Below are 25,816 nucleotides of genomic sequence, written 5' to 3'. Positions count from 1 at the left end.
TTTTAAGTTACTAAGATACTAAGCTTTTTTTTAGGGCTAATTAAAAGTAAAAGCCACAAATTCATGAATCATTTAATTCTTGAATTTGTGGCTTATTTTATTATTGAGCTAGAAACCTTAGCACCTTAGAATCTTAGTCTCTTAGTCTCTTATAACCTTAGATCACTTTTTCGGTGCAGCTTTTTTAGGCGTTTCCGGAATAATGACTTTTCTTTTGAAAATCGGAATAAAATACGAAACGGTATAGTTGAAACCTACGCCAAAATTTCCGTCGTAAGTTCTGTTGAAACCTGGAATATACAAGTTATCAAAACCACTTGGTTTTTGGTTCATTACTAATAATTTTAGCTGTACACCAAAACCAACAAAAAGATTATTGAAAACTTCTGCTTTTAGTCCCATTGCTACTTCAAGCCATCCCGCTGTAAGTCCGTTATATTTTGTTCCGTCTATAATTGTAGATTGTTCTCCCCAATATGGGTTCGGATTATAGATTTTATAGCTGTTTAACTGCTGACTGAAAGTACTAAAACCTCCACGTAAACCAATTGTAATAAGGTTTTCCATGTCAAGCCAGTTTTGGTAAAAGTTATAATCAAAACCTCCTTTTATATAAGTTCCGGTTGCAGACGAGTTTAATCTGTCATCATCTGTGGTTTTATCTTCAAAACCAAGTTCTGCAGCCAGATAATATTTTTTCGTTAAACGAAAATCACCTACAATTTCGATTCCTTTATAATCTTTATCATAAAATCCTCGGGTTAATTTGTATAAATCGACACCTACTCGCAAACCGTAACGATCTGTTTTTACAGTATCATTTTTTACGTCATTAATAACTGGTTTAGCAGTTTTGGCAGCATCAGTTTTTGGCTTCTCCTGAACAATTTTCTTTGTTGGTGTTGGTAGTGTATCTTGTGCCTGAACTAATAACACTGAAAACAATAAACAAAAACTAAAAAAGTATTTCAATGTGTGTTTCATTTTCTGTTTCAATGTTAGGGGTTATTACATTAATCTGCTTCATCCAGATGATACCGTCAGGATCTGGTTCTACAACAAATGGGTGAGTGCCAGGTAACGGGAGCGTTGCTTCTGGCAATAATTCAAAAGTTGTTTTAAAACCACATGCTCTGGAAACATATACTTGTTTAGTCTTGTAATTAAAGGTTAAAACATCTGTATTTGTTCCCGTTGTGTTACCAAAATTATAGATAAAACTGTAAGTAACGGTTCCTGTATCATCGGTTTTTAACGGAATTAAAATCTTGCTGCCGTTAGCCAGATATTTTGTATTGTCTACTGCACTTGTGTTAAAAATAATTCCTTCTGGCTGACCTTCGCCAATTACTTTTAAATTCTGAACATTTTTTGGTAGAGTCGGGCTTGCGCTATTTAAAAACGAAATCACTAATCGCGGAGTGGTTGGCGTGCCTGCATCACAAATATCATCTTTCTCGCAGCTGGATAAGCCAAAAGTTAAGACTAAAAAGAAAGAAATTATTTTTTTCATTTATTATTTGATGTTATCGAAGTTCTAAAAGTACAACATTTTCAACATGATGCGTCTGCGGAAACATATCAACTGGTCGCACGCGTGTTACTTTGTATTTTTCATCCATTAAAGCCAAATCACGTGCTTGCGTTGCCGAGTTACAGCTTACGTAAACTACTTTTTGTGGAGCAATTTTCATAATTTGTTCTATAACATCTTTGTGCATTCCGTCGCGGGGCGGGTCAGTTATAATAACATCCGGTTTGCCGTGGCGGGCAATAAAAGCTTCGTTAAAGACAACTTTCATGTCTCCAACAAAAAACTCACAATTCGTAATATTATTGCGTTCTGCATTGGCTTTGGCATCCAAAATTGCTTCTGGAACACTTTCTACACCAATTACTTTTCCGGCTTTTTTAGAAACGAATTGAGCAATTGTTCCTGTTCCTGTGTATAAATCGTAAACGGTTTCGTTTCCGGTAAGTCCGGCAAAATCACGGGTTATTTTGTATAATTCATACGCTTGGTCAGAATTGGTCTGGTAAAAAGATTTTGCATTGATGCTAAATTTTAAACCTTCCATTTCTTCTAAAATATAATCTCTACCTTTATATAGTATGATATTTTGATCGTAGATAGTGTCGTTTGGTTTTCCGTTTACAACATATTGTAATGAAGTAATCTGTGGAAATTTTTCGTATAAATGATCCAGAATTAATTCTCTGTTCTTTTTATCTTCTTCAAAAAACTGAATTAAAACCATGATTTCTCCCGTAGAAACAGTACGAATCATTACAGTACGTAATAATCCTGAATGTTCTCTAGGATTGAAAAATGCTAAATTATGTTCGTTAGCAAAAGTCCTGATCTCATTACGAATTGCATTTGAAGGATCTTCCTGCAAATGACATTTTGAAATGTCCAGAATTTTATCCCACATTTTCGGAATATGAAATCCTAAAGCATTTCTGTTGCCTAAATCTTCTGTACTGTCAATTTCTTTTTCTGTTAACCAACGGCTGTTAGAAAACGAAAATTCCATTTTATTTCTGTAAAAAAACTGTTTGTCTGAACCTAAAATAGTTTCAAATTCCGGAAGTTCGATTTTTCCAATACGCTGTAAATGATTTTTTACTTCGTTTTGTTTGTAATACAACTGCTGGCTGTACTTCATATTTTGCCATTTGCAACCTCCGCAAACTCCAAAATGCTCACAGATTGGATCTATACGATGCTCTGATAATTCATGAAATTTTACTGCTTTTCCTTCATAATAAGCTTTTCTTTTTTTGAAGGTTTGTATGTCAATAACATCGCCAGGAACGACGTTCGGTATAAAGATTACTTTTCCGTCAGGAGCTTTTGCTACTGATACTCCTTTGGCTCCTGCATCAAGAACCTGAATTTGATGAAAGACAATTTTGTCTGTATTTTTTCTTCCCATAGCGCAAAAATAATGCTTTGAAAACTTTTACAAATTTAAATTTGAAAATATTTTAGAAATTCTTTAAAATAATAGTTTAATTAACTTTAAAAGTTAACTTTGTTTATGTAATATGCCCAAAAATTACATTCTAACTTACTATTATTGCCGACTTTTTATGCAGTTGTATCACAATTTATCACAAATTAGCTTTCTGAAAAATAGTTATGCATTCAAATTTCTTTTTGTTGCATTTGTTGGTATACACATTCCCTTAATCGGAATTTTATTTTTTGTACTCTATTTTAGACACGATATTTCACCAGCTTCTATTTTGGTTTTTTCTTTAGGAATGACATTGCTGGCAACGTTAATCACGCTTTTGGTTTTAAACCGACTAATAAAACCTATTGCAATTGCTTCTAAAGCATTAAACGATTATCGAAATTCCAGAAAATTATCGTTATTGCCAACAGAATATACAGATGAGGCCGGTTTACTGCTTTGTAATATTCAGGAATCAATTTATGAAGCTGAAAGTTTTATCAACGAAAAGCAGGACTTGATTTATATGCTTTCTCATGATTTAAAAAATTTTGCCGGAAATCCGCAAGGTTTGGCGAAATTAATTATAAGTGAAAATCCATCAGAATCGGTAACGAGTCTGGCTGAATTAATCTGCGAATCGACCAATTTGCAATTTAGGTACATCGAAAATTTTATTAAATTATTAAACGAACAAGACCGGGTTGTAAAATCAAACCATGAAGCCAAGTCTATTTTGTTTCCTAATATTCTGCCTTTTATTAATGAACAGGTTGAACAGCGTTTGCTGGATAAAAATATAAAGCTGAGTTTAAGCTTGGAACTTGTTGAGACTAAACTTCGTATTGATGAAGGTTTACTGATACAGGTCATCGTAAATTTAATTAGCAACGCGGTTAAGTTTTCTTATTTTGACAGTGAAATTAAAGTGAGAATCTATAGCGAAAATTCTACTTTTATAGTTTCTGTTGTTGATACCGGAATTGGTTTTGATAAAAATCAAATTGACGAATTGTTTAAGAAATTCACCAAAATGAGCCGTTTAGGAACCGCAAACGAATCTTCTACAGGAATCGGATTATATCTTTGTAAAAAAATTATCGAAAGAAATCAAGGCCGACTAAGTGCTGTAAGTGATGGTAAAAACAAAGGCGCTGAGTTTAGAATTGAATTTGATATTTAATTTAGGCTAATATCCGCCAGGATTAAATACCAATTTTGGTTTTCCGTCAACACATTCAACACCAGTAGGAGGAGGACTCCATTGGCAGACATCATTAAAAATCTCCCATTTAGTATAATAATCTCCAAGTGCTTTACTGTAAGCTTCAATCTTTTTTTGGAGGATATTTAAATCTATCTTTTTTGCATACGGAATATATCCTTTACTTGGACCGCATGCATCATGTTGTGCTTGTATAATTCCCCATTCTGTAGAATTAGTACATGGCAGAGTATTAGCTTGCGAATAAACGATAATATCATCGTACATCTTTTCTAATTTCGCAACATCTTCTTCTATCGTACTTTCTTTGTCGTCATTATTACAAGATGCAAATGCGAAACAAAATACAATTAATATAAAACTTAATTTTTTCATGGTTAGTGAATGGTTGGTTAGTTTTATATAAGATGGAAGAATGTTGAAATGGTTGCGTGAAAAAGCTTCTAAGTTTCTAAGGTTCTGAGCTGCTAAGAATTAAAAACTTAGAAACTCAGAACCTTAGAACCTTAGAGTCTTAGAACCTTATTTTACCATCTCTGATGTACAGACGGCTTAATATATTCTTCGTAGATTTTATTCATTGCTGTAATTTTCTCTGGAGATAATTTTGGTAAACCATACAGCGATAAGTTAGACATTACATGGCTTTCTTTTGAAGCTCCGGGAATAATACAGCTGATATCCTTAAAACTCAAAATCCATTGTAGGGCGATTGGAGCAAGATTTTCTGTTTCTGGAAATAAAGCTTTTAAAGCGCTGACAGCTTTTAAACCCAATTCGTAATCAATACCAGAAAAAGTTTCACCTTTATCAAACGCGTCTCCGTTACGATTAAAATTACGATGATCCTGAGGATCAAATGTCGTTTTGGTATCAAATTTACCCGTTAAAAGTCCGCTTGCCAAAGGAACTCTCGCAATAATACCGATATCTTTTTTTCTGGCTTCTGAGAAAAATAACTCTGAAGGACGCTGACGGAATAAATTAAAAATAATCTGAACGGTAGTTACATTCGAATATTCGATTGCTTTTAAAGCTTCTTCTACTTTTTCGACACTAACGCCTAAATTTAATATTTTCCCCTGATCTTTTAAACGATCAAAAAGTTCGAAGATTTCAGAACGATAAAAGACTTCGGTAGGAGGACAGTGCAACTGAATTAAATCAATGGTTTCTAATCCCATTCTCTTTAAACTGTCTTCAACAAATTTCTGAAGTACTTTTGGCTGATAACCTTCGCTTACATGCGGATTAATATGACGACCGCATTTCGTAGCAACATAAATGCGCTCAGATCTGGAACGAATAACTCTTCCAACAGCAGTTTCGCTTAGTCCGTTTTCGTAAACATCTGCAGTATCAATAAAATTTACGCCATTATCAATAGCAGTATTCAAAAGTTCATCTGCCGATTTATTATCAAAAGCAGATCCCCATTTTCCCCCAACCTGCCAAGTGCCAAGTGAGATTTCGGATATATTAAAGTTTGTTTTTCCTAGTTTTCTGTATAGCATTTTTTTTAAGTTTCTAAGTTTATAAGCTTCTGAGCTTCTAAGTTTTTCTAAGTTTCTAAAAAAGCTTAGCGCCTTAGAGGCTTAGTCGCTTAGCATCTTTGTTAATCAAATAAATCCGAAGACAAATATCGATCACCGCGATCGCAGATTACGGCTACAATGACTCCCGATTCTAATTTTTCTGCAATTTTTAAAGCTACGGCAACAGAGCCACCGCTGCTCATTCCGGCAAAAACACCTTCTTCCAACGCTAGTCTTTTTGTCATAATGCGCGCTTCTTCTTCGCTTACATCAACAACAGTATCCACTTTCGAAGCATCAAAAATTTTAGGTAAATATTCTTGTGGCCATTTTCGAATTCCCGGAATCTGAGATCCGTCGCTTGGCTGTGCGCCAACAATCTCAATGGCTGGATTTTTTTCTTTTAAATAAGTCGAAGTTCCAATAATAGTTCCCGTAGTCCCCATTGCCGAAACAAAGTGCGTAACCGTTCCATCAGTATCATTCCAGATTTCAGGGCCGGTCGTTTTATAATGCGCTTTCCAGTTATCATCATTTGCAAATTGATTCAGCATGATATAACCGCCTTCTGCCACTTTTCTGTCGGCATAATCCCTAGAACCAATAATTCCTTCGCTGGCAGGCGTTAAAATCACTGTAGCACCATAAGCACGCATTGTTTGTGTGCGTTCTTTTGTCGAATCTTCAGGTAAAACTAATTCTATTTCGATTTGAAACAACTGCGCAATCATTGCCAGAGCAATTCCGGTATTGCCGCTTGTAGCTTCAATTAATTTATCGCCTTTTTTAATTTCGCCTCTTTCCAAAGCCGAAGCAATCATATTGTAAGCCGCTCTGTCTTTTACACTTCCGCCAGGATTATTTCCTTCGAGTTTTAGCAAAAGTTTTACGTTTTTATTTTTAACCAAATTGACAGTTTCCATCAATGGAGTATTTCCAATTAGGTTTAGCAATTTATGTGAATTCATATTATTTTTTTTCTTTTATTTTAACTTCTGTAGTAGTGGTATTCAGAACAATAGAATCTTCGGGAATAGATTTTGTTACCCATGAGTTTCCGCCAATAACACTATTTTTTCCAATAATAGTGCCTCCGCCCAAAATAGTAGCATTCGCATAAATGCAGACATTGGCCTCAACAGTTGGATGTCTTTTGGCATTTTTCATGTCTTTGCTAACGCTCAAGGCGCCCAAAGTAACACCTTGGTAAATTTTTACGTGTTTTTTGATAACACTTGTTTCCCCGATTACAATTCCGGTAGCGTGATCAATAAAAAACGGGGAAGCAATATCGGCACCTGCGTGAATGTCTGTTCCTGTAATTCTATGCGCATATTCGCTCATTAATCTCGAAAAAAGCAATAAATCAAGATGATATAATTCGTGGCTTAAACGGTAAATAGCAATGGCAAAAAAGCCCGGATAACCTAAATAAACTTCATCGATACTGTTTGATGCAGGATCGTTTTCCAGAATATATTCAGCATCCTGATTTAGTTTTTCTAAAACCACAGGTAATTTTTCCAGAAACCTGTCCCAGATAGAGCCGCATAAATTCTCTGGTTTTTTGCACGCTAAAACAGCAATTTCTTTAAAGCGTATTTCAAGTTCGTCAATGCTTTCGTCCAATGCAGCATTCGAATCAAAAAGCGTATAAAAAAGCTTCTCTGTAAAGTCTTCTGTTTTGGTTTTAATGCCGTAATTTATGTTTGAATGGCTTTTTAGCGCTTTGATGTTTTGTATGATAGTGTCTTTTGTCACAATGGTAAAATGAATGAATAATTTTGAAACGTTAAAAGTAAGGTGTTTTTTGTAAATAAGAACATCAATTAACTAAAGAAATTTTGTTTTGAGAATCGTATTTGTGATAAATAAAAGAAATAGAAAGGATAATATTTTATATGATTCTTAAGAAGTTAAATGCGTAAATTAGCCGGTAAAATTTATCAAAATGAAAAACAATCCGACTTTTAAAAGTGCAATTTCAGATCTTTCTTTTCCTGAAAGTGAGAAAATTTGTGGAAATTCTATACACGATCCTATTTTGGGATTAATTGTAAAAGATTTTCCATCTTTTTGCGATGAAGACTGTATTGGCGTGCAAGAACTGAATGTGTACCGCCAAAAGTACATCTCAAACTATTTATCTACAGAAATTGGAGCACTTTCTGATCTCGAAAAAAATGTTATTTCATCATTAAAAGAAGATAAATCGATTGTAAGCAGTGTTGAAGATGAAGAAGAAACCAGAAATTTTGGTCAAAAAATAGCCGATAAAGTTGCTGATTTTGGAGGAAGCTGGACGTTTATTATCTCGTTTTTACTTTTTATTATTATTTGGATTGGTTCGAATGTCTGGATATTAATCGATAAAGGTTTTGATCCGTATCCTTTTATTTTACTGAATTTAATTCTGTCGTGTATTGCCGCGCTGCAAGCTCCCGTGATTATGATGAGCCAGAATCGTCAGGAAGAAAAAGACCGTACCCGTGCCAAAAAAGATTATATGATCAACCTAAAATCTGAATTAGAAATCAGAATGATTCATGATAAAATTGATCATTTGATTATGCACCAGCAGCAAGAATTAATCGAAATTCAGAAAGTTCAAATTGAGATGATGAACGATATTCTGGATCAGATTAAAAAATAATTTTTCTTACAAAAACATCAAAAATAAAAATGTTTGTAGTAATAACCGCCAATCATAAAAACGATATTTAGAAGCGCCGATTTCCAAATTATTTTTTGATAGTTTTTTGATTTATCCATAAAATGTAAAGCAGCTAAACCGAAAAAAAGCAGGGTAGTAAAAACAGCCGGATACATTTTAAAAGATGCTGAAAAATCACCCTGAAAAAGTAGGAGTAAAGAACGCTGAAAACCGCAGCCTAAACACTCTATTCCGAAGAGCTTTTTGAAGAGGCAGGGAATCATGTATTTCTCTAAATTCATGGGGATTATTTTTTGCAATTTTACGAAAAAATATTTAGCTAATACAGTTAGAGGTAAGTACTGGTATTTTAAAGTTTCTTACTTTTGAAATCTTAAGGACTTAAAAAATGAAAACGTTTAAAATTATAATCATGATACTTGCTATTTCGGTAGCACTTTATGAGCAGGTATCCGTAGAAAAAAACATTTACATTACAGTAATTGCAATTGTAGTTTTTATGTTAGGAATGATGCAGCTGAGTGCAAAAACGCCAAGTAAAAATCAAGATAAAGAAGAGCAGGATGTTGACTAAAGGAGATAAGGTTTCTGTCTTAGACGAAGCCATTAACGGAACGGTAGTTTCGGTAAAAAATAATGAGGTTTTGGTAGAAACTACGGATGGATTTACGATGACATTTTTTGTCAACGAATTACTTAAGATTCAAGATTCCAGTAATTTAATGAATTCTATTAAAAGAATTGATTTAGATAAAATTACAGAAGAGAAAACAGAGCCAAAACCGAGAAGTTTTGTGAAAGAACGCAAGGATAAACGTGAAATTTCGGCTCCGGAATTTGATTTACATATTGAAAAACTGGTTCCAAACAAACGCGGCATGTCTAATTATGATATTTTGACTTTACAGACAGAAACAGCAAAAAGACATATCGAATTTGCGATTAGAAATCGCATCCCGAAAATCGTTTTTATTCACGGAGTCGGAGAAGGAATTTTAAAAGCCGAACTTGATTTTTTATTGGGCCGTTATGACGGGATTGATTTTCACGACGCCAATTATCAAAAATATGGCTTGGGAGCAACCGAAGTTTATTTTAGACAAAACAATAAATAAGTTATTTTTCGGAAGGTAAAAAAGCTCATTTTAAAGTATAAAAAAACGTCCGTTTTTCTAGCTGATTTAATCCTGAAATCAGTGTCGAAAAACGGACGTTTTTTTGTAAGAATATTTTATTTGCGTTTAAATTCTTTGCGGTAACTTTTATGGCGTAGCTAATGTTGTCAGTGTACCCAAAACAAAGCTTGTTCCTAATTTAAATGTACTATGGTTTTTTCCCATAATAACATTTTTAAGCACAATTTTATGTGTATAAATATTAGCGGCAGATTCTGTTGTAACTTCTATAATCCCACTTACATTTGGCACAGCAATTTGTCCGCTCCACTCTTGATCAATAGCCGGAGTTACAGGAGGAGTTGAATTGCAAAAATAGCTATCGGTAAGCGTACCTGTATCAAGTGCTGTAGTACGATAAAATACTTTGTTATTTGTAGCAGAAATTAAAGCTGTTCTTGGTTTACCTGGTTCTGTAGCTTGGTTTACGATTAGATTGCTGCTGATATTTTCAATAGAAATATAAAAAGAATTATTATAGTTATAAACCTGTTTAATATCTGAAGCTTTTGAATTAATTGGACACATATTAACAGTCGTAGATCTAAAAATCAAAGAAGCCGGAATTTTAGTTGTAGTAGAATAAGTTCCAAACTTATAAAGAATATTAGTTTGTGGTATTGATGATGAGGATTTTGCAAATGTTATATTGGTAAATTCAATATTATTGCTGTAGCCTGTAATCACGCTGCTTCCATCTGTGTCATTGGTTGTTGTTAGCGCTGCCGATGTAATATTGATTTTTCCATTTGTTGCCAGCCATTCCTCGGTAACTTTAGGTGTACTTGGCGGTATAGTGCTACAGATATTATTTGTGACTACTGCACCGTCATAAGCTCTGTAAACTACTCTAAAGGTGCTATTATTAATATCACGGGTGTAAATTGTATCATCTTCTATAAGACCACCTATTTTTGGCATTTGAAGCATAAGAGCTTCCTGTGGTTTAAGTTTATAGATCAAGGTATTTTCAGAAGTTGTTGTAGGACAGCTTTGAGATTCTAGTATATCTTCAAAATTGATTGTGTCTACCATTAAATCACCATCGTCACAACCGTTTAGTAAAAGCGCAAATAACAAAAGGCTTGCATATTTTTTCATCGTAATTTTATTTGGGTCAAAAATAGTGAAAAATTTGGCAAATGATATTTAAGATTTCACAATTGATATTTCTTAACTTTGCAACAATGAAAAAAGTATACCTCGATAACGCTTCTACAACTGCCATGCGTCCTGAAGTTATCCAAGAGATGACCAAAGTTATGGCAGAAGATTTTGGAAATCCGTCTTCTACTCATAGTTTTGGCAGAAACGGAAAAACGATTTTAGAACTTTCCAGAAAAAGTATTGCCAAACATTTAAACTGCACTGCACAAGAAATTATTTTTACTTCTGGCGGTACAGAAGCCGATAATTGGATTCTTCGCTCTGCCGTAGAAGATCTCAAAGTCGAACGTATCATTACTTCAAAAATAGAACATCACGCCGTTTTATATACCTCACTTGCGTTGCAGTCCGATTATAATATCCAGGTTGATTATGTCAATATCAATCCTGATGGAACGATCGATTTAACACATTTGTCTAATCTGCTGTCTGATGAAAAAAAGACAATCGTGAGTTTAATGCACGTAAACAACGAAACAGGAACGGTATTAGATTTAGAACGAGTAACAACCATTTGCAGGCAATATGGCGTCTTATTTCATTCTGATACGGTGCAATCTGTGGGTAAAACAGAAATTGATCTGCAAAAGACTCCTGTTGACTTCATAGTAGCAAGTGCACATAAGTTTCACGGGCCAAAAGGTGTAGGTTTTGCTTTTGTTCGAAAAAATACAGGATTACAACCTTTAATTTTTGGAGGAGAACAAGAAAAAGGGCTTCGCGCCGGAACCGAAGCGGTACATCAAATTGCCGGAATGGCAAAAGCGTTGTCTCTGTCTTACGAAAATTTAGACGAGGAAAGAAAATACATTTCCGATTTAAAAATATACTTAATCGAACAGCTCGAAATTCATTTTCCGAACTTTAGAATCAATGGAAAAAAAGAAGATTTTTATAATATCATCAATATTATTCTGCCTTTTTCCTCCGAAAAAACTTCTATGCTTTTGTTTAGTTTAGATATGAAAGGAATTGCGGTTTCCAGAGGAAGCGCCTGCCAATCAGGAAGCATAAAACCTTCGCACGTTTTAAAAGAAATGCTTTCAGAAGAAGATTTAAAATTACCAAACCTGAGAATTTCATTCAGCCATTACAATACAAAAGAAGATATTGATTGGTTGATAGAGAGTTTGAAAACTGTCTAAGGTTCTGAGAAACTAAGCTTCTAAGGTGCTAAGTTTCTAAAGCTTAATGACAAAGGTTTTCAATCTAAAATCTAAACTCTGAAATCTAAAATTACTTACGTATTACGCGTACCTGCGAATCATTCGTTAATTTGATAATTGTCGATGGTTTTCCGGCAACTTTATCCTGATTTAATTTTACTACGTAATCAACTCCTTTTACGATTTCTGGATTAATGTCTTTGAAAGCAATTGGAGTAGGTTGTCCTGAAATATTTGCAGAAGTAGAAACCAATGGCTTTTTCATTCTTTCCATTAATTTAAAACAAAAAGGCTCTTTAACCAATCGTATTCCAAGAGAGTTATCCGTAGCAATAATATTTTTAGCGACATTTCTTGGTTCGTCCAGAATTAAAGTAGTTGGTTTTTCAGATAAATCTAAAATCTGCCAAGCCACTTCGGGAATATTTTTGAAGACATTGTACATCATCTTTTCGCCATTCATCAATACAATCATACTCTGCGTTTCGGCACGTTGTTTTAGTTTGTATATTTTAGCAACCGCTTCAGCATTTGTGGCATCGCATCCAATTCCCCAAACCGTATCTGTTGGGTAAAGAATAATTCCTCCTTCTTTAATGACTTCGTATGCGTTTATGATTTCTTGATTTATATCTCCCATAATTTAATTCTTTTTTAACGGCAAAGAAGTGCCAAAGATACAATAAACTCCATAATTATGCCATATTATAGAGTGTCAAAAAGGTAATTTTATGAAGGTGTTTTAAACATAAATAGAATATTCATCAAGCAATTTTTAATCTGTAAACAAGTTTTATTGCTTGTAATGTATAGTTTTAAAATTTAGTTCATAATAATTCAGTTTTTCATAATTATAAGATTATTTTTGTTCCTTTCAAGTTTTGCAGCTAAAATTGAATTGTTTTAAAGGCAGCTTTTTAAAACCCATAAAAAACAAAATATCACTATAGAAAATGAAAGATTCGGTAAAAATTGTAATTCCAATTTATAAAGATCATTTTGGAGAACTTGAAGAAAAATCCTTTTTGCAATGTGTAAAATTATTAGGTGAATTTGATATTGTTTTAGTGCAGCCAGAAGGTTTAGACAATTCTTATATCACTAAAAATTATCCCCAAATAGAAGTAAAAAGCTTTCCTAAACACTATTTTAAAAACATAGAAGGATATAATGAGTTATTGCTTTCGAGTTCATTTTACGAAGCTTTTTTAGATGTTGAGTACATGCTGATTTATCAGTTGGATGCTTTTGTTTTTAAAAATGATTTGAAAGAATGGTGTCAAAAAGGATACGATTATATCGGCGCGCCATGGATTGCAACTCCAGTTGATACTTTTGGAAAGAAAGTATTGAATGCCGTTATTAAAAACTTCAAATCAAAAAAGAAAAAGATTAGAGAACAGATTTTTTATAAAGTTGGGAATGGTGGTTTTTCACTTCGTAAAGTGGCTTCGCATTATGCCATTGCAAAAGAGAAAAGTGAGTTTATTACAGACTTTTTAAAGGCAGATAAAAAGGAAATTTATTTTATGGAAGATGTGTTTTGGTCGCTGAAAGCCCCAGAATTTAATACTGATTTTAAAATCCCGGATTATAAAGAAGGTGTAGCTTTTGCTATTGACCGCAAGCCAGAAATAGCTTTAAAAATTAATAATAATCAATTGCCTTTTGGATGCCACGGAATAAATAAACCGAAAGTGATTGATTTTTGGAAACCCATATTAGAAAAATATTAAAGTATAAATTAAATGATCAAAAAAATTAAGTTTTCTAAAGGATTCAACGATACAAAAGAAGTTTTCTTTTTTATAGAAGAATTCAATTCTTCATTGGGTGAACTTTTTGGAAATGGAGATCGCAATAAAATAAAATTGTTTGATTTGAATGGTAAAACAATCAATATCAAATCGTTTAAAATTCCGAATTTAATAAACAAAATTGCTTACAAATACTTTAGAAAATCTAAAGCAAGACGTTCGTTTGAGTATGCAACAATTTTATTAGAAAGAGGTATCGGAACACCGCAACCAATTGCTTTTCTGGAAAATTTTAACTGGCTTGGGCTTAGAGACAGTTATTATGCCAGCGAACATTTGGTTACAGAATTGACTTATAGAGAATTGGTAGAAATTCCAGATTATCCAGATCATGATAATATCTTAAGACAGTTTACCAGATTTAGTTTTGATCTTCATGAACAAGGAATTGAATTTTTGGACCATTCGCCAGGAAATACTTTGATTAAAAAAGAATTAGACGGTAAGTATAGTTTTTATCTGGTAGATTTAAACAGAATGGAATTTCACGAATCGATGACTTTTGAAATGCGTATGAAAAACTTATGCCGTTTAACTCCGGTAAAAGAAATGGTTGCTGTAATGGCAAACGAATATGCAAAACTATACACAGTAGAATCGGAGCAAAGAATATTTGATATTTTATGGAAGTTTACTTCAGATTTTCAGGAGCAATTTCATAGAAAAAAACGCCTGAAAAAGAAACTTAAATTCTGGAAGAAGTAAGCCTGCGAAGTTCTTTATATCGAATAAAGATGCTGTACGCATTTAAATAGCAGATAATAATTCCCTTAATTCCGTCTAAAAAACCAAGACGAATTAAAAAGCGGTACAGAAAACTATATAAAGGATGAAAAGCCATCAGTAAAAAAGATGATTTTTGTCCTTTTTTTTGTTTTTCCTGCGCTTTCAAGATGCCATAATTTTTCATCTTAAGTTTATAATCAGCATAATCAGCGTAGGAATAATGAATCAATTTATGTTTTAAAACTGCAATAGTTCCGTCAACATTTAATTTTTCATGCACAAAACGTTCTTCGGCATATCTGCATTTTGATTTATTAAAAAGCCTGAAAATTTTATCCGTCTGCCAGCCGCTAAAATTTAATTTTACATTCTTAAACATAAAAATTCTGTAAATCAAATAAGCACTTGCAGGATTTGAATCGTTTATTTTAGACAAAATTTCGCTTTTTAAATCTGGAGTCAGCCTTTCGTCAGCATCCAAAAATAAAATCCACGAATACTTTGCCTGATCTAAAGCAAAATTTCGCTGAGAAGTATAATTAACAAATTTGTTCTGGATTAGTTTTACATTCTGAAAACCCTCAATAATACTTACAGTTTTGTCATTGCTAAAAGAATCTACAACAATTATTTCATCAGCAAAATCTAAATCTTCTAGTAACGATTGTATATGAAGTTCCTCATTTAATGTAATAATTAAAACAGATAGTTTTTGCTTTTCTTTATTCATTAAGATATTTTTTACCTCACTCAATTTTTATATTCCTGAAAATAAGCGTCTAGTTTTTCCAGCATCAATGATAACGGATATTCATCATAATACATAAAAGTCTTATCTTTTATCTGTTGTTCTGTAAACTGCTCGTATATTTCAGGTTTTAAATCCTTAAGGTGAATAGAAGTGTGTTTGGCTTCATTCTCAAATATCTGCCATGTTTCTTTTCTTACAGAAGGCGTGAAAATAGAGAAAGTAGGTATGTCAAGTGCTTTTGCCATATTTACAGCGCCACCTTCGTTTCCAATCAGCATTTCGCATTGCGAAAGAAGCGCAAGAAAAGATCTCAATTCCGTACAATATAAATCAAAAACAATATTCTTTTTCGTTTCTTCAGAGCAATAATTATATACTTCTAAAGCCAGTTCTTTTTGATCTGGAATATAATTGAAGATAATAGTTGCGTTGGTTTTAGCGACTGTAAAATCAATAATTTGGGCCATTTTTTCGAGCGGATAAGTTTTGTAAACCTCGCTTCCTAAAATTCCAAACATAATCAAAGGCTTTTCAGCAGTATTGATATTGTTGCTTTTCAAAAGATTTTTAGCCGATGTAATTTCAGCATCTGTCAAAAATACTTTAGGTTTTACATCCAATATTTTTTCCGGAATAAAAGGTTTAAGCAATAACAATCTGTTTTCAATCGCTAAACCATGCTCCGATTTTACGGCATCAAAACGTTCGTAACTATAATTGTAGAAAAATTTTGAATACCATTTATGATAAGAAACACGGTACTTTGCGCCAGAAAACAACGTAATTAAATTGGTTTCTAATTTGCAGTAAACATCAATTACAGCATCGTATTTTTTTCTTCTAATCTGAAAAATAAACTTAAATAAAGACGGAATCGATTTTCTAACTTTATTAGATAAAGGAATTATATTGTCAATATTAGGATTTCCTATCAAAACATCTATAGAATTAGGATAACACATGTAATCTATAGTAGATTCTGGGTATTTTGCTTTTAGATTATTACAAAGAATAGTACTTGTTAATACGTCACCGATTCTTTTTTGCTGAATAATTAATATTTTCATTGAGTATAAATTCGCTTTAGACGGCTAAATTACAAACTATTTTAAGAAGTGTACAATCTAAACTAAATTTAAAAGTTATATTTTTGTGTATAATCAAATTTCCTCCCCAATGAAAATTAGTGGTTTAGTAATTACGTTCAATGAAGAAAAAAATATTGGTAAATGTATCGATGCTTTACAAAAAGTATGTGACGAAGTCATTATCGTTGATTCGTTTAGTAAAGATCGAACAGTTCAAATTGCCAAAGAAAAAGGCGCTGTTGTTGTCGAACAATCTTTTTTAGGAGATGGCCCGCAACGCACACACGGCTTGCCATTTTGTAAAAACGACTGGATTTTAAATCTTGACGCAGATGAATTTCTTGATGCAGATGCAACAGAATTTATTTTAAAAGAAAAGTATCTTAATGGTAATTATGATGCTTTTAGTTTTAGAGTTAAAAACTTTCTTGCCGATAAATTAATCGATTTTTCGGGCTGGTATCCAGATCATAAAGTTCGTTTTTTCAATAAAAAAACAGCACATCCGTCTGATTCTATTGTTCATCAAAAGATAATTGCCCAAAACCAGAAAAAAGTTTCAGTGCACATATTGCATTATGGCTGGGATTCTTTAGATCAGATTATTGCCAAAAAGAATCAATATTCTGGCTGGCATGCACAGCAATTGTACGATCAGGGAAGGAGAATAAATGCGCTTAAACCCGTTCTTAACGGAAGTGTTGCTTTTATTCGTTGTTATTTCTTCAAAAAAGGAATTTTTAACGGAATCGACGGTTTGTCTATCGCCATGATTCAAAGTTTCTTTTCTTATATGAAATATGCTAAGCTTTTAAAACTTCAAAATAAGCTTAAATAAAGAAAAACAACTTTTTTGTAAAAATAATACCCATAAATACACAAGGTAATTTATTAAATATCTTAATAAAAAAGAACAATTTCTTTGTTGTATTTATGGTGTTTATATTATTGTGTATTAATGTCTTGTAGCTTTTTTCGCCAATTAATAAAATGATTTTTAATCCTATATTAAAGAATTATTCCTGTATCCAATATTATTTTTAGTTTAATTTTTTCTTTTTTGTGATTAAATCAATTCTATTTATCTATAGATTTGCAAAAAAATTGCATGTCAAAATTACCCATTTTAATGTATCACAACGTTGTTGTGGAGGAAGCTAAATCTTTGAATTTAAGTATTTCTGTGTCAAAGCTAGAATCGCAATTGAAGTTCCTGTATGATAATAATTATACCACATTTCATTTTAAAGATCTAGAGAATTTAACTGAGCTCCCTTTAAAAAGCGTTATTATCACTTTTGATGATGTTACAGAGTGCCAGCTTTTGTATGCAATTCCTTTGCTTGAAAAATACCAATTAAAAGCTTCTTTTTTTATACCATTTTCTTTCGTTGGTAATTTTGATTATTGGATTGAAGGAAAGGAAAAAATAATGAGTGTTGACCAATTAAAAGGATTGAACAGTGATCTTATTGAGTTGGGTTATCATTCTTTTGAACATAAAAGATATAGTTCATTATCAAAAGAAGAATTAGAAGCTGATTTTATTAAGTCGAATGATTTTATATTAAAAAATAATTTAGATATAAAACCCATTTTGGCATATCCCTTTGGTAATTATGCTAAGAAAGAGACTGAATTTGCTGTTTTTGAAAAAGTTATGCGCGATAATGGCATAAAATATGGGTTGCGAATTGGGAACAGAGTAAATAAATTTCCTTTTAAAAATAATTATTTAGTAAAAAGAATTGACATAAAAGGCGAGGACAGTCTGTTTAGATTTAGGTTAAAATTGAAGATCGGAAAACTTAAATTATTTTAAAAGATACATGAAAATTAGCGGGTTGGTTATTACCTATAATGAGGAAAAAAATATAGGTAAATGTATAGATGCACTGTTTAGAATATGTGACGAAGTAATTGTTGTAGATTCATTAAGTGCAGACAATACAGTAAAAATTGCAGAAGAAAAAGGAGCTAAAGTTATTCCCCAGACGTTTTTGGGCGATGGACCACAGCGAGTTCATGGACTTCAATATTGCAAAAATGACTGGATTTTAAATCTGGATGCAGATGAAATTTTAGCAGAAGATGCCGAAAAATTTATATTATCAGGAAAACATGAAAATCAAAATTTTGATGTTTATACTTTTAGGCTGTATAATTATTTGGGAGATAAAAAAATAGATTTTGCAGGTTGGTATCCAGATAAAACAGCACGTTTTTTTAATAAAAAAACAGCTTCTCCATCAAAAGACAGAGTGCATCAAAAAGTTTCAGGAAAAAGTAAAGCTCATTTAAACGTTCATATAAATCATTACGCTTGGGAAAACTTAGATCAATTTATCGCTAAGAAAAATTTGTATACAACGTGGGGAGCTCAACAGCTTTATGATAAAGGAAAAAGAACGGATAGTTTTAAACCTCTATTAAATGGTACAGTATCTTTTGTAAGATGTTATTTTTTTAAAAAAGGTTTTTTAAACGGATTAGATGGATTTACATTTTCTATGATTCAGGCTTTCTCATCTTATATGAAATATGCCAAGCTTTTAAAACTTCAAAACAAAAAATAACCTTTAAGAAATTCCAATAAAAAAAATCCAAATCCCAATCATACAATTGGAATTTGGATTTTTTATTTTTTGAGATTTATTTCTTTATACCGCTACATCGTATTCACGAAGTGCATTATTTAATGAAGTTTTTAAATCTGTAGATGGTTTACGAGTACCAATAATTAAAGCACAAGGAACTTGAAATTCTCCAGCTGCGAATTTTTTAGTATAACTTCCAGGAATTACTACAGAACGAGCAGGAACAAAACCTTTCATTTCTACAGGCTCATCACCAGTTACATCGATAATTTTTGTTGAAGCTGTTAAACATACATTTGCGCCAAGAACTGCTTCTTTACCAACGTGTACACCTTCTACAACAATACAACGAGAACCAATAAAAGCACCATCTTCTATAATAACCGGAGCTGCTTGTAATGGCTCTAAAACACCACCAATACCAACACCACCACTTAAGTGAACATTTTTACCAATTTGAGCGCAGCTTCCTACAGTTGCCCAAGTATCTACCATTGTTCCTTCGTCTACATAAGCACCAATATTTACATAACTTGGCATCAAGATAACACCGCTAGAAATATAAGCTCCGTAACGCGCTACAGCATTTGGTACAACACGAATTCCTTTTTCAGCAAAACCTTTTTTAAGAAGCATTTTATCGTGATATTCAAAAATACCAGATTCCCATGTTTCCATTTTTTGAATTGGGAAATACATTACAACCGCTTTCTTAACCCATTCGTTAACCTGCCATTTATCACCAACTGGTTCAGCACATCTTAATTTTCCTGCGTCAATCAACTCGATAACTTCTCTAATAGCATCTGTTGTAGTAGTTTCTTGTAATAAAGCTCTGTTTTCCCAAGCTTGTTCGATTATAGTCTGTAAAGAATTCATAGTTTTAATTTTTGGCAAAGATAACGTATTTGTCCAAATGCAAAAAAGGAATGCTCTTTGAAAATGTTACAGATTTAACTTTTTGTTTTTAATTTGATAAATAAAAATTTTTGATTTATATGATTTAAGAATAATTCAACAACCTCTAAAAGTTTTATTTGTATCAGAATATGACAAAAGTCAGATTTTGAGATTTTACTTCTAATTAGTTTTGCATCATTAATTTTTAGAAACAAAATTCAAAAATTATAAAGTCTTACCAAGTCATTATATATAAGTACAACATGAATCAAGAAAATCAGTTTCCAAACCAAAAGACGATTATAGATAAAGAAGTTTCCTGGGATAAAACTCAGGTAATTATGAGTAAAACCAATGCATTTGGTATTATAGAATATGCAAATGAAGTTTTTATAGACGTTTGCGGATACGAAGATTACGAATTAATGGGACAGCCGCACAATATTATTCGCCATCCTGATATGCCAAAAGTGATTTTTAAAGTGCTTTGGGAAAATCTTAAAAACGGAAAAAACTTTCATGCCATTGTCAAAAATTTAGCCAAGTCGGGAAGATATTATTGGGTAATTACCGATTTTGATATCGCGAGAGATGAAAATGGTGTTATTGTAAATTATTTTGGAAGAAGGCAAGCCGTTCCACAAGAAGTAATTTCGCTGCACATTGAGCCTTTATATAAAAAGCTGTTGCAGATTGAAGCGGCAAGCGGTGTAGAATTTAGCGAGAAATATTTGATCGGATTTTTAGAAGAAAAAAAGAGATCTTATGTAGAGTATATCAAAGAGCTGATTTACGAACACGAAAAAGCGCAATCTAAATTTGCACAGTACGAGGAAGAAGAGGAGGAGGAAGAACATCGAGGTTTCTTTAAAAGATTATTTAATAGATAGGTTTGTTGAATTTTCTTTTAGTTTTTTAATAGTTGGATTCTAATCCGTTTTGAATTTTCAGAACGGATTTTTTAGTTTTAAGCTTAATTTAAAAAACATCGATTCAAAAAAGTTTATATTTGTATCTGTAAAATGAACCTATTATGGAAGCGATAAGATTAGAATTTCAGCCAGAGATTAAAGAGAAAATCTTGAAATTATTAAGTTCATTTTCTTCTGATGAACTAAAAATAGTAGAAGAAGACTCTTTTTCTGATCCTGATTTTGAGCAAGACAAGAAAAAACTAAAAGAACGCGCTGCCAAAATAGAAAATGGCACTGTACAATACAGTACATTTGAAGAGTTGGATGTTTTACTAGAAGATACAATTTCTAAATATGAAGATTAAACTAACTATTGAATTTAGTTATGATTTAAATGATATTGTACATTTTATTGCTAAAGATAAACCAATTGCTGCGCGAAAATTCAAGAATGAATTAATAAAAAATTTAAAAAAGGATTTAGTAAATCCTTTTCATTTTAAAAAGTCTATATATTTTGATGATGGAGATTATCGGGATTATATTTTTAAAGGATATATAACAATTATCAAAATTGACTTAAATAGTGAAATTGTGCATGTTATAGGTATTTTAAAACACCGATTATTTTAATTAAAATTCACTAAAAAAAATGCCTAGAATCCTCTCGATAGATTACGGACAAAAACGTACCGGAATTGCCGTTACTGATGAAATGCAGATTATTGCTTCTGGTTTAACTACAATTCCAACAAATACCTTAATTGATTTTCTGAAAGATTATTTTGCTAAAGAAAAAGTAGAAGCAGTTTTAATTGGAGAACCAAAACAAATGAATGGACAGCCATCTGAAAGTGCTTCAATAATTAAAGGTTTTGTAACTCATTTTTCGAATATTTTTCCGGATATGAAAGTCGTTCGCGTTGATGAACGCTTTACTTCAAAAATGGCTTTTCAAACTATGATCGACAGCGGACTGAGCAAAAAACAGCGTCAGAACAAAGGTTTGATCGATGAAATTTCTGCAACAATTATGCTTCAGGACTATCTTTCTTCTAAGCGTTTTTAAGTTTTGGTCTGAATTTGACTCAAATTTTGAAAATTTTTAGAAAATCCTAACTTTTATCATGTAAAAATTACTTTTTTTTTGCAATTAAAAAAGTACCTTTGCACTTTAAAATAAAATACTGTTATGCCTGACGAAACAATACGTTCAAATAGTGAAGTAGTACTTATTGGAGCGGGAATTATGAGTGCCACTCTTGGAGTGATTTTGAAAGAATTACAACCCGATATAAAGATTGAAATTTACGAAAGATTAGATGTTGCTGCTGCCGAAAGCTCTGATGCTTGGAATAATGCAGGAACAGGTCACTCTGCTTTTTGTGAATTAAATTATACGCCAGAAAAGCCAGACGGAAGCGTTGATCCTAAGAAAGCAATTAGTATTGCAGAATCTTTTGAACTTTCCCGTCAATTCTGGACGTATTTAGTACAACAGAATAAAGTTCCGTCTCCGGAAAATTTTATCAAAAGCGTTCCTCACATGAGTTTTGTTTGGGGAGAAAATAATGTAGAATTTCTTAGAACGAGATTTGAAGCACTGCAGCAAAATCCTCTTTTTTCTCAAATGCTTTTCAGTACTGATTTTGATCAGTTAAAACACTGGATGCCGCTTGTAATGGAAGGCAGAGAAAATACCGAAAAATTAGCAGCTACTTATATGCCAATTGGTACCGATGTAAATTTTGGTGCCTTGACAAGAAGTATGTTTAATTATTTAGAAAAACTTGACGGTGTTTCTTTATACTTTAATCACGAAGTAAAAAAACTAAAACAACGTGAAGATAAATCCTGGAGAATAAAAATCACAGATTTATCTACAGGTCAAAAACGTAAAGCATATACCAAATTTGTATTTATTGGTGCAGGTGGTGGTTCATTACCTTTATTAGAAAAAGCAAATGTTCCAGAAGGAAATGGTTACGGCGGTTTCCCTGTAAGCGGACAATGGCTAAAATGCACCAATCCTGAGGTTATTGCTAAACATCAGGCAAAAGTTTACGGGAAAGCAAGTGTCGGAGCACCTCCAATGTCTGTTCCTCATATTGATACCCGCGTAATTGATGGCGAAAAAGCACTTCTTTTTGGACCATTCGCAGGATTCTCAACACGTTTCTTAAAAAATGGATCTTATTTAGATTTACCATTATCTATAAAAGCGAATAATTTAATTCCGATGATTGCCGCTGGATTACACAATATTCCTTTAACGAAATATTTGATCGAGCAAGTACGTCAGTCTCCAAAAGACAGAATGAAAGCTTTACGCGAATATCTTCCATCTGCACGTTCAAAAGACTGGACACTTGAAAAAGCAGGTCAACGTGTACAGGTTATTAAAAAAGATGAAAAAGAAGGCGGTGTTTTAGAATTTGGTACAGAAGTAATTAATACACATGATGGTTCTTTGGCAGTTTTATTAGGAGCTTCTCCTGGTGCTTCTACAGCCGTTGCCATTATGATTGATTTGATCAAAAGATGTTTTGCAGATCAAATTAAAACACCAGAATGGGAAGAAAAAATGAAAAATATGATTCCTTCTTATGGTCAGACATTAAACGATAAACCAGAGCTTTTAGAAAAACTTAGAAAACAAACTTCAGAAGTTTTAAAACTAAACAATTAAGCTCAAATTTTATAAGTAATAAAAACAAATCCAGATGAATTAATCTGGATTTGTTGCTTTTAAGTCTATTGTGTTTTTATAGATTTTTTCGGCAAGATTACTCATCCAGATCAATTGCTCAATAACCATTTGAGCTTCTTGCATTTTCGCCTGACGCGTTTCTTTATCCAATTCATCATCTGTAGCCAGACGTAAAAAGTTTTTACGTTTTAATTCTTCAAACTGAAGCGTCACATCTTCCTTATCAAAAAAAGTATCTGTTAAAATCGTTTCATTTCTTAAAATAGAAATAGAATGATCTAAGTTTGATAAAATGGTTTTTATAATATAATTAAAAGATTCTGATGCAGATGTCGTCTGGTGCGACTGAATATAAGTTGACAAAGAAGCCAGCGCCGATAATATAGAATGATTTAAAACCACCAGTTTATTAACCAAAGGCAGTGTTTTTTGCTTTGATTTTGGTTCCTGCATCATACGCTGAAACGAAGTCATCAAATTGCCAATTTCTACAAAAGCATGCTTTCTTGCCAATCGATAAGAAGTAGGGATTTCTCCTTTCTGATTATAATAACCTGCAATTTCTTTAAGATAATTTCTATTGGCGCGAATTGAATTTTCGATATGAATAGGAGTATTGATAAACTCCCACGCAGGCCATAAAAATTGGTTTGCCATAAAAGCCAAAGTGGCACCAATAAGCGAATCTAATATTCTAAACTGAATTACCTCAACTACATTTGGAGTTAGAATTCCGTAAACAAAAACCACGTACATAGTCACAAAAGTTGCGCTTATTTTGTAATTTATTTGTGTAAAAGCAATTCCAAGCAGCATACAAATAATAGTAAAAATACTCAAAGCCACATGGTTCTGAACCACCGATACAATTCCGAAAGCAAGTAAACCGCCCAAGATAGTCCCGAAAATTCTATTATAAGAACGTTCTTTCGTTAAACCATAACCCGGTCTCATGATTACAACAATAGTCAGCAGAATCCAATAACTATTTTCAAGATGCAGTAAATCTCCCAAAAGCAATCCTATAAGAATAGTAATAGTAAGCCTGATCGAATGCCTGAAAATAGAAGAAGAAAAAGTTAAGTTTTCTGTCAGCGTGCGTAAAGGATAATATTGAGGCGTTAGAAATTTCTCCAATTCTTTATCCTTATCTTTTAGTTTGTAAGACTGCATAGCAAGTGAAAAAGCACGCTGGATAATTTTAATTTTTCCAACCTGATTTTTAGCATATTTCAGCATATTCGTCAGCATCAAAACACCTTTTGCAGCTTCTTCTTTACCTAAACTTTTTTCATAGTCAAAAATCGCAAATTCAAGCGCATCAAGCTCATTTTTCAATTCTTGTTTGTCAACATAGACAGAAATATTATGCACGTTTTTAGAAAGCTTTTTTAAAGTCGAAGCCAATTTATAAGCCACATTTTGATACGTTCTAAGCACATCAGGATGTTTGGCAAATTTTTCATGCAGTTTGCTATGATCAAAAGAAGTATATAAAGCAAGTTCCTGAATTTCGACCAATGTAATAAACACAAGCAGCATTTTTCTGTTCTGGCTTGTTGTTGCAGATGCATTTTGATTACCAATAAGCAGTTTTCTTAAATCTTCGTGAATCAAATTTAAATCAACCTGAACGGCCAGCTGTTTCTCAATTATGGTTTTTCTATTGGCTGCCGGACTCCACAAATCACCTCTTAGCTTTAGATATTTTGCTGTTAATTTTATTCCCTCTGCAATTTGTAATTCAACATACTTATAAGGTTGTACAAAATGAAAAACAAGCGATACAATTAAATATAAAATTCCTCCAATAAAAATAAAACCCGAATACTGAATAGCTTCCCAGCCTTCGTGCATATGCCCAAAAGATAGTGCGATAGAAAGTAAAGCAGAAAACGAAACCAATGTAGCGCGTTGTCCGTAAACAGAAATCATCGAACACAAAAACAATAAAAATCCCAGAAACGGATAAAATATAACAGGATAAGGATAAGCAAAATTTACAAGCAGATTTACTATAGCAACAATAAAAGAAGCTGCAATAAGCCCTTTTATTTTATGGCTCAATGAACTTGCAATATCACTTGGATAAGTATAGAAAGCTCCTAACGCAATTGTAAAGCCAATTTCAAAATATCCCAAAAAATTCAAAATCAAGACCGGAACAACAGAAGCAATCGTTACTTTTGAAGCATTTAAGAAAGATGTACTGTTAGTAAATTTGGAGATACGGTCAAACATATGTTAAAGTTTACTAGCAAAAATAAGATATTGTACGAATTATTTTGGCATAATTATGGATAAGATTTTAAGAAGCAGACAAAAAAATAAGATAATATAGGTTTAGAATTATTCATTGACTATTTTTTACTATTTTTGCCAGCTGAATTATGAGAATCAAATTCAGG

The 25,816-nt window shown here is 32.5% G+C and carries 29 protein-coding genes; 15 read left to right on the top strand and 14 right to left on the bottom strand.

The genetic code is table 11. The features are described from left to right. Positions 1 to 162: 162 nt before the first annotated feature. From EV144_RS04920 to rlmD, 3 genes are read right to left on the bottom strand one after another with little or no spacing between them, the layout of a single operon-like run. Positions 163 to 984, bottom strand: a complete 822-nt coding sequence (locus EV144_RS04920) for a DUF6048 family protein (protein WP_134146683.1) — start codon at positions 982 to 984, stop codon at positions 163 to 165. Continuing rightward, complete coding sequence (locus EV144_RS04915) at positions 956 to 1,513, bottom strand: DUF6452 family protein (RefSeq protein ID WP_134146681.1); 558 nt, start codon at positions 1,511 to 1,513, stop codon at positions 956 to 958. The genes EV144_RS04920 and EV144_RS04915 overlap by 29 nt, the downstream gene beginning before the upstream one ends. 13 nt (positions 1,514 to 1,526) lie before the next feature. Continuing rightward, on the bottom strand, positions 1,527 to 2,939 hold the full coding sequence (rlmD, locus tag EV144_RS04910; protein WP_134146679.1) for a 23S rRNA (uracil(1939)-C(5))-methyltransferase RlmD: 1,413 nt from the start codon (positions 2,937 to 2,939) through the stop codon (positions 1,527 to 1,529). 112 nt (positions 2,940 to 3,051) lie between these two features. On the opposite strand from rlmD, the gene EV144_RS04905 reads away from it, so the two are divergent. After that, positions 3,052 to 4,146 carry a sensor histidine kinase gene (locus tag EV144_RS04905; protein ID WP_243854614.1) on the top strand — a complete coding sequence of 365 codons (1,095 nt, stop codon included), beginning with the start codon at positions 3,052 to 3,054 and terminating at the stop codon, positions 4,144 to 4,146. A gap of 6 nt (positions 4,147 to 4,152) precedes the next feature. On the opposite strand, the gene EV144_RS04900 is transcribed toward EV144_RS04905, so the two are convergent. From EV144_RS04900 to EV144_RS04885, 4 genes are all read right to left on the bottom strand, one after another. Further along, the gene (locus EV144_RS04900; protein WP_134146677.1) at positions 4,153 to 4,563 is read right to left on the bottom strand and encodes a hypothetical protein; all 411 of its coding nucleotides are present in this window, start codon (positions 4,561 to 4,563) and stop codon (positions 4,153 to 4,155) included. A gap of 152 nt (positions 4,564 to 4,715) precedes the next feature. After that, positions 4,716 to 5,702, bottom strand: a complete 987-nt coding sequence (locus EV144_RS04895) for an aldo/keto reductase (RefSeq protein ID WP_134146675.1) — start codon at positions 5,700 to 5,702, stop codon at positions 4,716 to 4,718. A gap of 101 nt (positions 5,703 to 5,803) precedes the next feature. After that, a complete protein-coding gene (gene cysM, locus EV144_RS04890; RefSeq protein ID WP_134146673.1) occupies positions 5,804 to 6,691 on the bottom strand; it encodes a cysteine synthase CysM in 888 nt (295 codons plus the stop codon). A 1-nt stretch (position 6,692) separates the two neighbouring features. Further along, the gene (locus EV144_RS04885) at positions 6,693 to 7,484 is read right to left on the bottom strand and encodes a serine O-acetyltransferase (protein WP_134146671.1); all 792 of its coding nucleotides are present in this window, start codon (positions 7,482 to 7,484) and stop codon (positions 6,693 to 6,695) included. 190 nt (positions 7,485 to 7,674) lie between these two features. Here EV144_RS04885 and EV144_RS04880 point away from each other — a divergent pair, with 190 nt between their 5' ends. Beyond that, entirely contained in the window at positions 7,675 to 8,376 is a 702-nt protein-coding gene (locus tag EV144_RS04880; protein ID WP_134146668.1) for a DUF1003 domain-containing protein, read from the top strand. 17 nt (positions 8,377 to 8,393) lie between these two features. On the opposite strand, the gene EV144_RS04875 is transcribed toward EV144_RS04880, so the two are convergent. After that, on the bottom strand, positions 8,394 to 8,678 hold the full coding sequence (locus EV144_RS04875; protein WP_134146666.1) for a DUF2752 domain-containing protein: 285 nt from the start codon (positions 8,676 to 8,678) through the stop codon (positions 8,394 to 8,396). Positions 8,679 to 8,785: 107 nt separating this feature from the next. On the opposite strand from EV144_RS04875, the gene EV144_RS04870 reads away from it, so the two are divergent. Together EV144_RS04870 and EV144_RS04865 are read left to right on the top strand one after the other, a co-directional pair. Continuing rightward, positions 8,786 to 8,971 carry a hypothetical protein gene (locus EV144_RS04870; RefSeq protein WP_134146664.1) on the top strand — a complete coding sequence of 62 codons (186 nt, stop codon included), beginning with the start codon at positions 8,786 to 8,788 and terminating at the stop codon, positions 8,969 to 8,971. Further along, complete coding sequence (locus tag EV144_RS04865; protein WP_134146662.1) at positions 8,961 to 9,512, top strand: Smr/MutS family protein; 552 nt, start codon at positions 8,961 to 8,963, stop codon at positions 9,510 to 9,512. The genes EV144_RS04870 and EV144_RS04865 overlap by 11 nt, the downstream gene beginning before the upstream one ends. 147 nt (positions 9,513 to 9,659) lie before the next feature. On the opposite strand, the gene EV144_RS04860 is transcribed toward EV144_RS04865, so the two are convergent. Then, complete coding sequence (locus EV144_RS04860; protein WP_134146660.1) at positions 9,660 to 10,673, bottom strand: hypothetical protein; 1,014 nt, start codon at positions 10,671 to 10,673, stop codon at positions 9,660 to 9,662. 86 nt (positions 10,674 to 10,759) lie between these two features. On the opposite strand from EV144_RS04860, the gene EV144_RS04855 reads away from it, so the two are divergent. Continuing rightward, positions 10,760 to 11,884, top strand: coding sequence for a cysteine desulfurase family protein (locus EV144_RS04855; protein WP_134146658.1), 1,125 nt, complete (start codon positions 10,760 to 10,762; stop codon positions 11,882 to 11,884). Between the two features lie 91 nt (positions 11,885 to 11,975). Here EV144_RS04855 and EV144_RS04850 read toward each other — a convergent pair whose 3' ends face one another. Continuing rightward, positions 11,976 to 12,545, bottom strand: coding sequence for an L-threonylcarbamoyladenylate synthase (locus tag EV144_RS04850; protein WP_134146656.1), 570 nt, complete (start codon positions 12,543 to 12,545; stop codon positions 11,976 to 11,978). A gap of 313 nt (positions 12,546 to 12,858) precedes the next feature. On the opposite strand from EV144_RS04850, the gene EV144_RS04845 reads away from it, so the two are divergent. Together EV144_RS04845 and EV144_RS04840 are read left to right on the top strand one after the other, a co-directional pair. After that, positions 12,859 to 13,641, top strand: a complete 783-nt coding sequence (locus tag EV144_RS04845; RefSeq protein WP_134146654.1) for a DUF5672 family protein — start codon at positions 12,859 to 12,861, stop codon at positions 13,639 to 13,641. 12 nt (positions 13,642 to 13,653) lie between these two features. Beyond that, the gene (locus EV144_RS04840; RefSeq protein WP_134146652.1) at positions 13,654 to 14,427 is read left to right on the top strand and encodes a Kdo domain containing protein; all 774 of its coding nucleotides are present in this window, start codon (positions 13,654 to 13,656) and stop codon (positions 14,425 to 14,427) included. On the opposite strand, the gene EV144_RS04835 is transcribed toward EV144_RS04840, so the two are convergent. Together EV144_RS04835 and EV144_RS04830 are read right to left on the bottom strand one after the other, a co-directional pair. Next, the gene (locus EV144_RS04835; RefSeq protein ID WP_134146650.1) at positions 14,408 to 15,178 is read right to left on the bottom strand and encodes a glycosyltransferase family 2 protein; all 771 of its coding nucleotides are present in this window, start codon (positions 15,176 to 15,178) and stop codon (positions 14,408 to 14,410) included. The genes EV144_RS04840 and EV144_RS04835 overlap by 20 nt on opposite strands. 20 nt (positions 15,179 to 15,198) lie before the next feature. Further along, positions 15,199 to 16,266, bottom strand: coding sequence for a glycosyltransferase family 9 protein (locus tag EV144_RS04830; RefSeq protein ID WP_134146648.1), 1,068 nt, complete (start codon positions 16,264 to 16,266; stop codon positions 15,199 to 15,201). Between the two features lie 109 nt (positions 16,267 to 16,375). Here EV144_RS04830 and EV144_RS04825 point away from each other — a divergent pair, with 109 nt between their 5' ends. The 3 genes from EV144_RS04825 to EV144_RS04815 all read left to right on the top strand — a co-directional run bounded on the left by EV144_RS04825 (position 16,376) and on the right by EV144_RS04815 (position 18,863). Further along, positions 16,376 to 17,125 (top strand): glycosyltransferase family 2 protein, encoded by a 750-nt coding sequence (locus EV144_RS04825; protein WP_134146645.1) that lies wholly within the window; start codon positions 16,376 to 16,378, stop codon positions 17,123 to 17,125. Positions 17,126 to 17,395: 270 nt separating this feature from the next. Beyond that, complete coding sequence (locus tag EV144_RS04820; protein WP_134146643.1) at positions 17,396 to 18,109, top strand: polysaccharide deacetylase family protein; 714 nt, start codon at positions 17,396 to 17,398, stop codon at positions 18,107 to 18,109. 7 nt (positions 18,110 to 18,116) lie between these two features. Then, positions 18,117 to 18,863, top strand: coding sequence for a glycosyltransferase family 2 protein (locus EV144_RS04815; protein WP_134146641.1), 747 nt, complete (start codon positions 18,117 to 18,119; stop codon positions 18,861 to 18,863). Positions 18,864 to 18,947: 84 nt separating this feature from the next. Here EV144_RS04815 and EV144_RS04810 read toward each other — a convergent pair whose 3' ends face one another. Next, on the bottom strand, positions 18,948 to 19,763 hold the full coding sequence (locus tag EV144_RS04810; RefSeq protein ID WP_134146639.1) for a 2,3,4,5-tetrahydropyridine-2,6-dicarboxylate N-succinyltransferase: 816 nt from the start codon (positions 19,761 to 19,763) through the stop codon (positions 18,948 to 18,950). A gap of 284 nt (positions 19,764 to 20,047) precedes the next feature. On the opposite strand from EV144_RS04810, the gene EV144_RS04805 reads away from it, so the two are divergent. The 5 genes from EV144_RS04805 to EV144_RS04785 all read left to right on the top strand — a co-directional run bounded on the left by EV144_RS04805 (position 20,048) and on the right by EV144_RS04785 (position 23,387). Next, the gene (locus EV144_RS04805) at positions 20,048 to 20,674 is read left to right on the top strand and encodes a PAS domain-containing protein (RefSeq protein ID WP_134146637.1); all 627 of its coding nucleotides are present in this window, start codon (positions 20,048 to 20,050) and stop codon (positions 20,672 to 20,674) included. A 143-nt stretch (positions 20,675 to 20,817) separates the two neighbouring features. Then, positions 20,818 to 21,063: a hypothetical protein gene (locus EV144_RS04800; RefSeq protein WP_134146635.1), complete on the top strand. Its 246-nt coding sequence runs from the start codon at positions 20,818 to 20,820 to the stop codon at positions 21,061 to 21,063. Next, positions 21,053 to 21,331 carry a type II toxin-antitoxin system RelE/ParE family toxin gene (locus tag EV144_RS04795; protein ID WP_134146633.1) on the top strand — a complete coding sequence of 93 codons (279 nt, stop codon included), beginning with the start codon at positions 21,053 to 21,055 and terminating at the stop codon, positions 21,329 to 21,331. Before EV144_RS04800 ends, EV144_RS04795 begins: the two co-directional genes overlap by 11 nt. Before the next feature lie 19 nt (positions 21,332 to 21,350). Then, positions 21,351 to 21,767, top strand: a complete 417-nt coding sequence (gene ruvX, locus EV144_RS04790; protein ID WP_134146631.1) for a Holliday junction resolvase RuvX — start codon at positions 21,351 to 21,353, stop codon at positions 21,765 to 21,767. A gap of 123 nt (positions 21,768 to 21,890) precedes the next feature. Then, positions 21,891 to 23,387: a malate:quinone oxidoreductase gene (locus tag EV144_RS04785; RefSeq protein ID WP_134146629.1), complete on the top strand. Its 1,497-nt coding sequence runs from the start codon at positions 21,891 to 21,893 to the stop codon at positions 23,385 to 23,387. A 39-nt stretch (positions 23,388 to 23,426) separates the two neighbouring features. Here EV144_RS04785 and EV144_RS04780 read toward each other — a convergent pair whose 3' ends face one another. Further along, entirely contained in the window at positions 23,427 to 25,649 is a 2,223-nt protein-coding gene (locus EV144_RS04780; RefSeq protein WP_134146627.1) for an FUSC family protein, read from the bottom strand. Between the last annotated feature and the right edge of the window lie 167 nt (positions 25,650 to 25,816).

The sequence above is a fragment of the Flavobacterium sp. 270 genome (genome assembly GCF_004368785.1).
In the GTDB taxonomy this organism is placed as follows: domain Bacteria; phylum Bacteroidota; class Bacteroidia; order Flavobacteriales; family Flavobacteriaceae; genus Flavobacterium.
The sequence above is the reverse complement of the archived record's forward strand: the minus strand, read 5'-3'. Positions and strand labels throughout refer to the sequence as shown.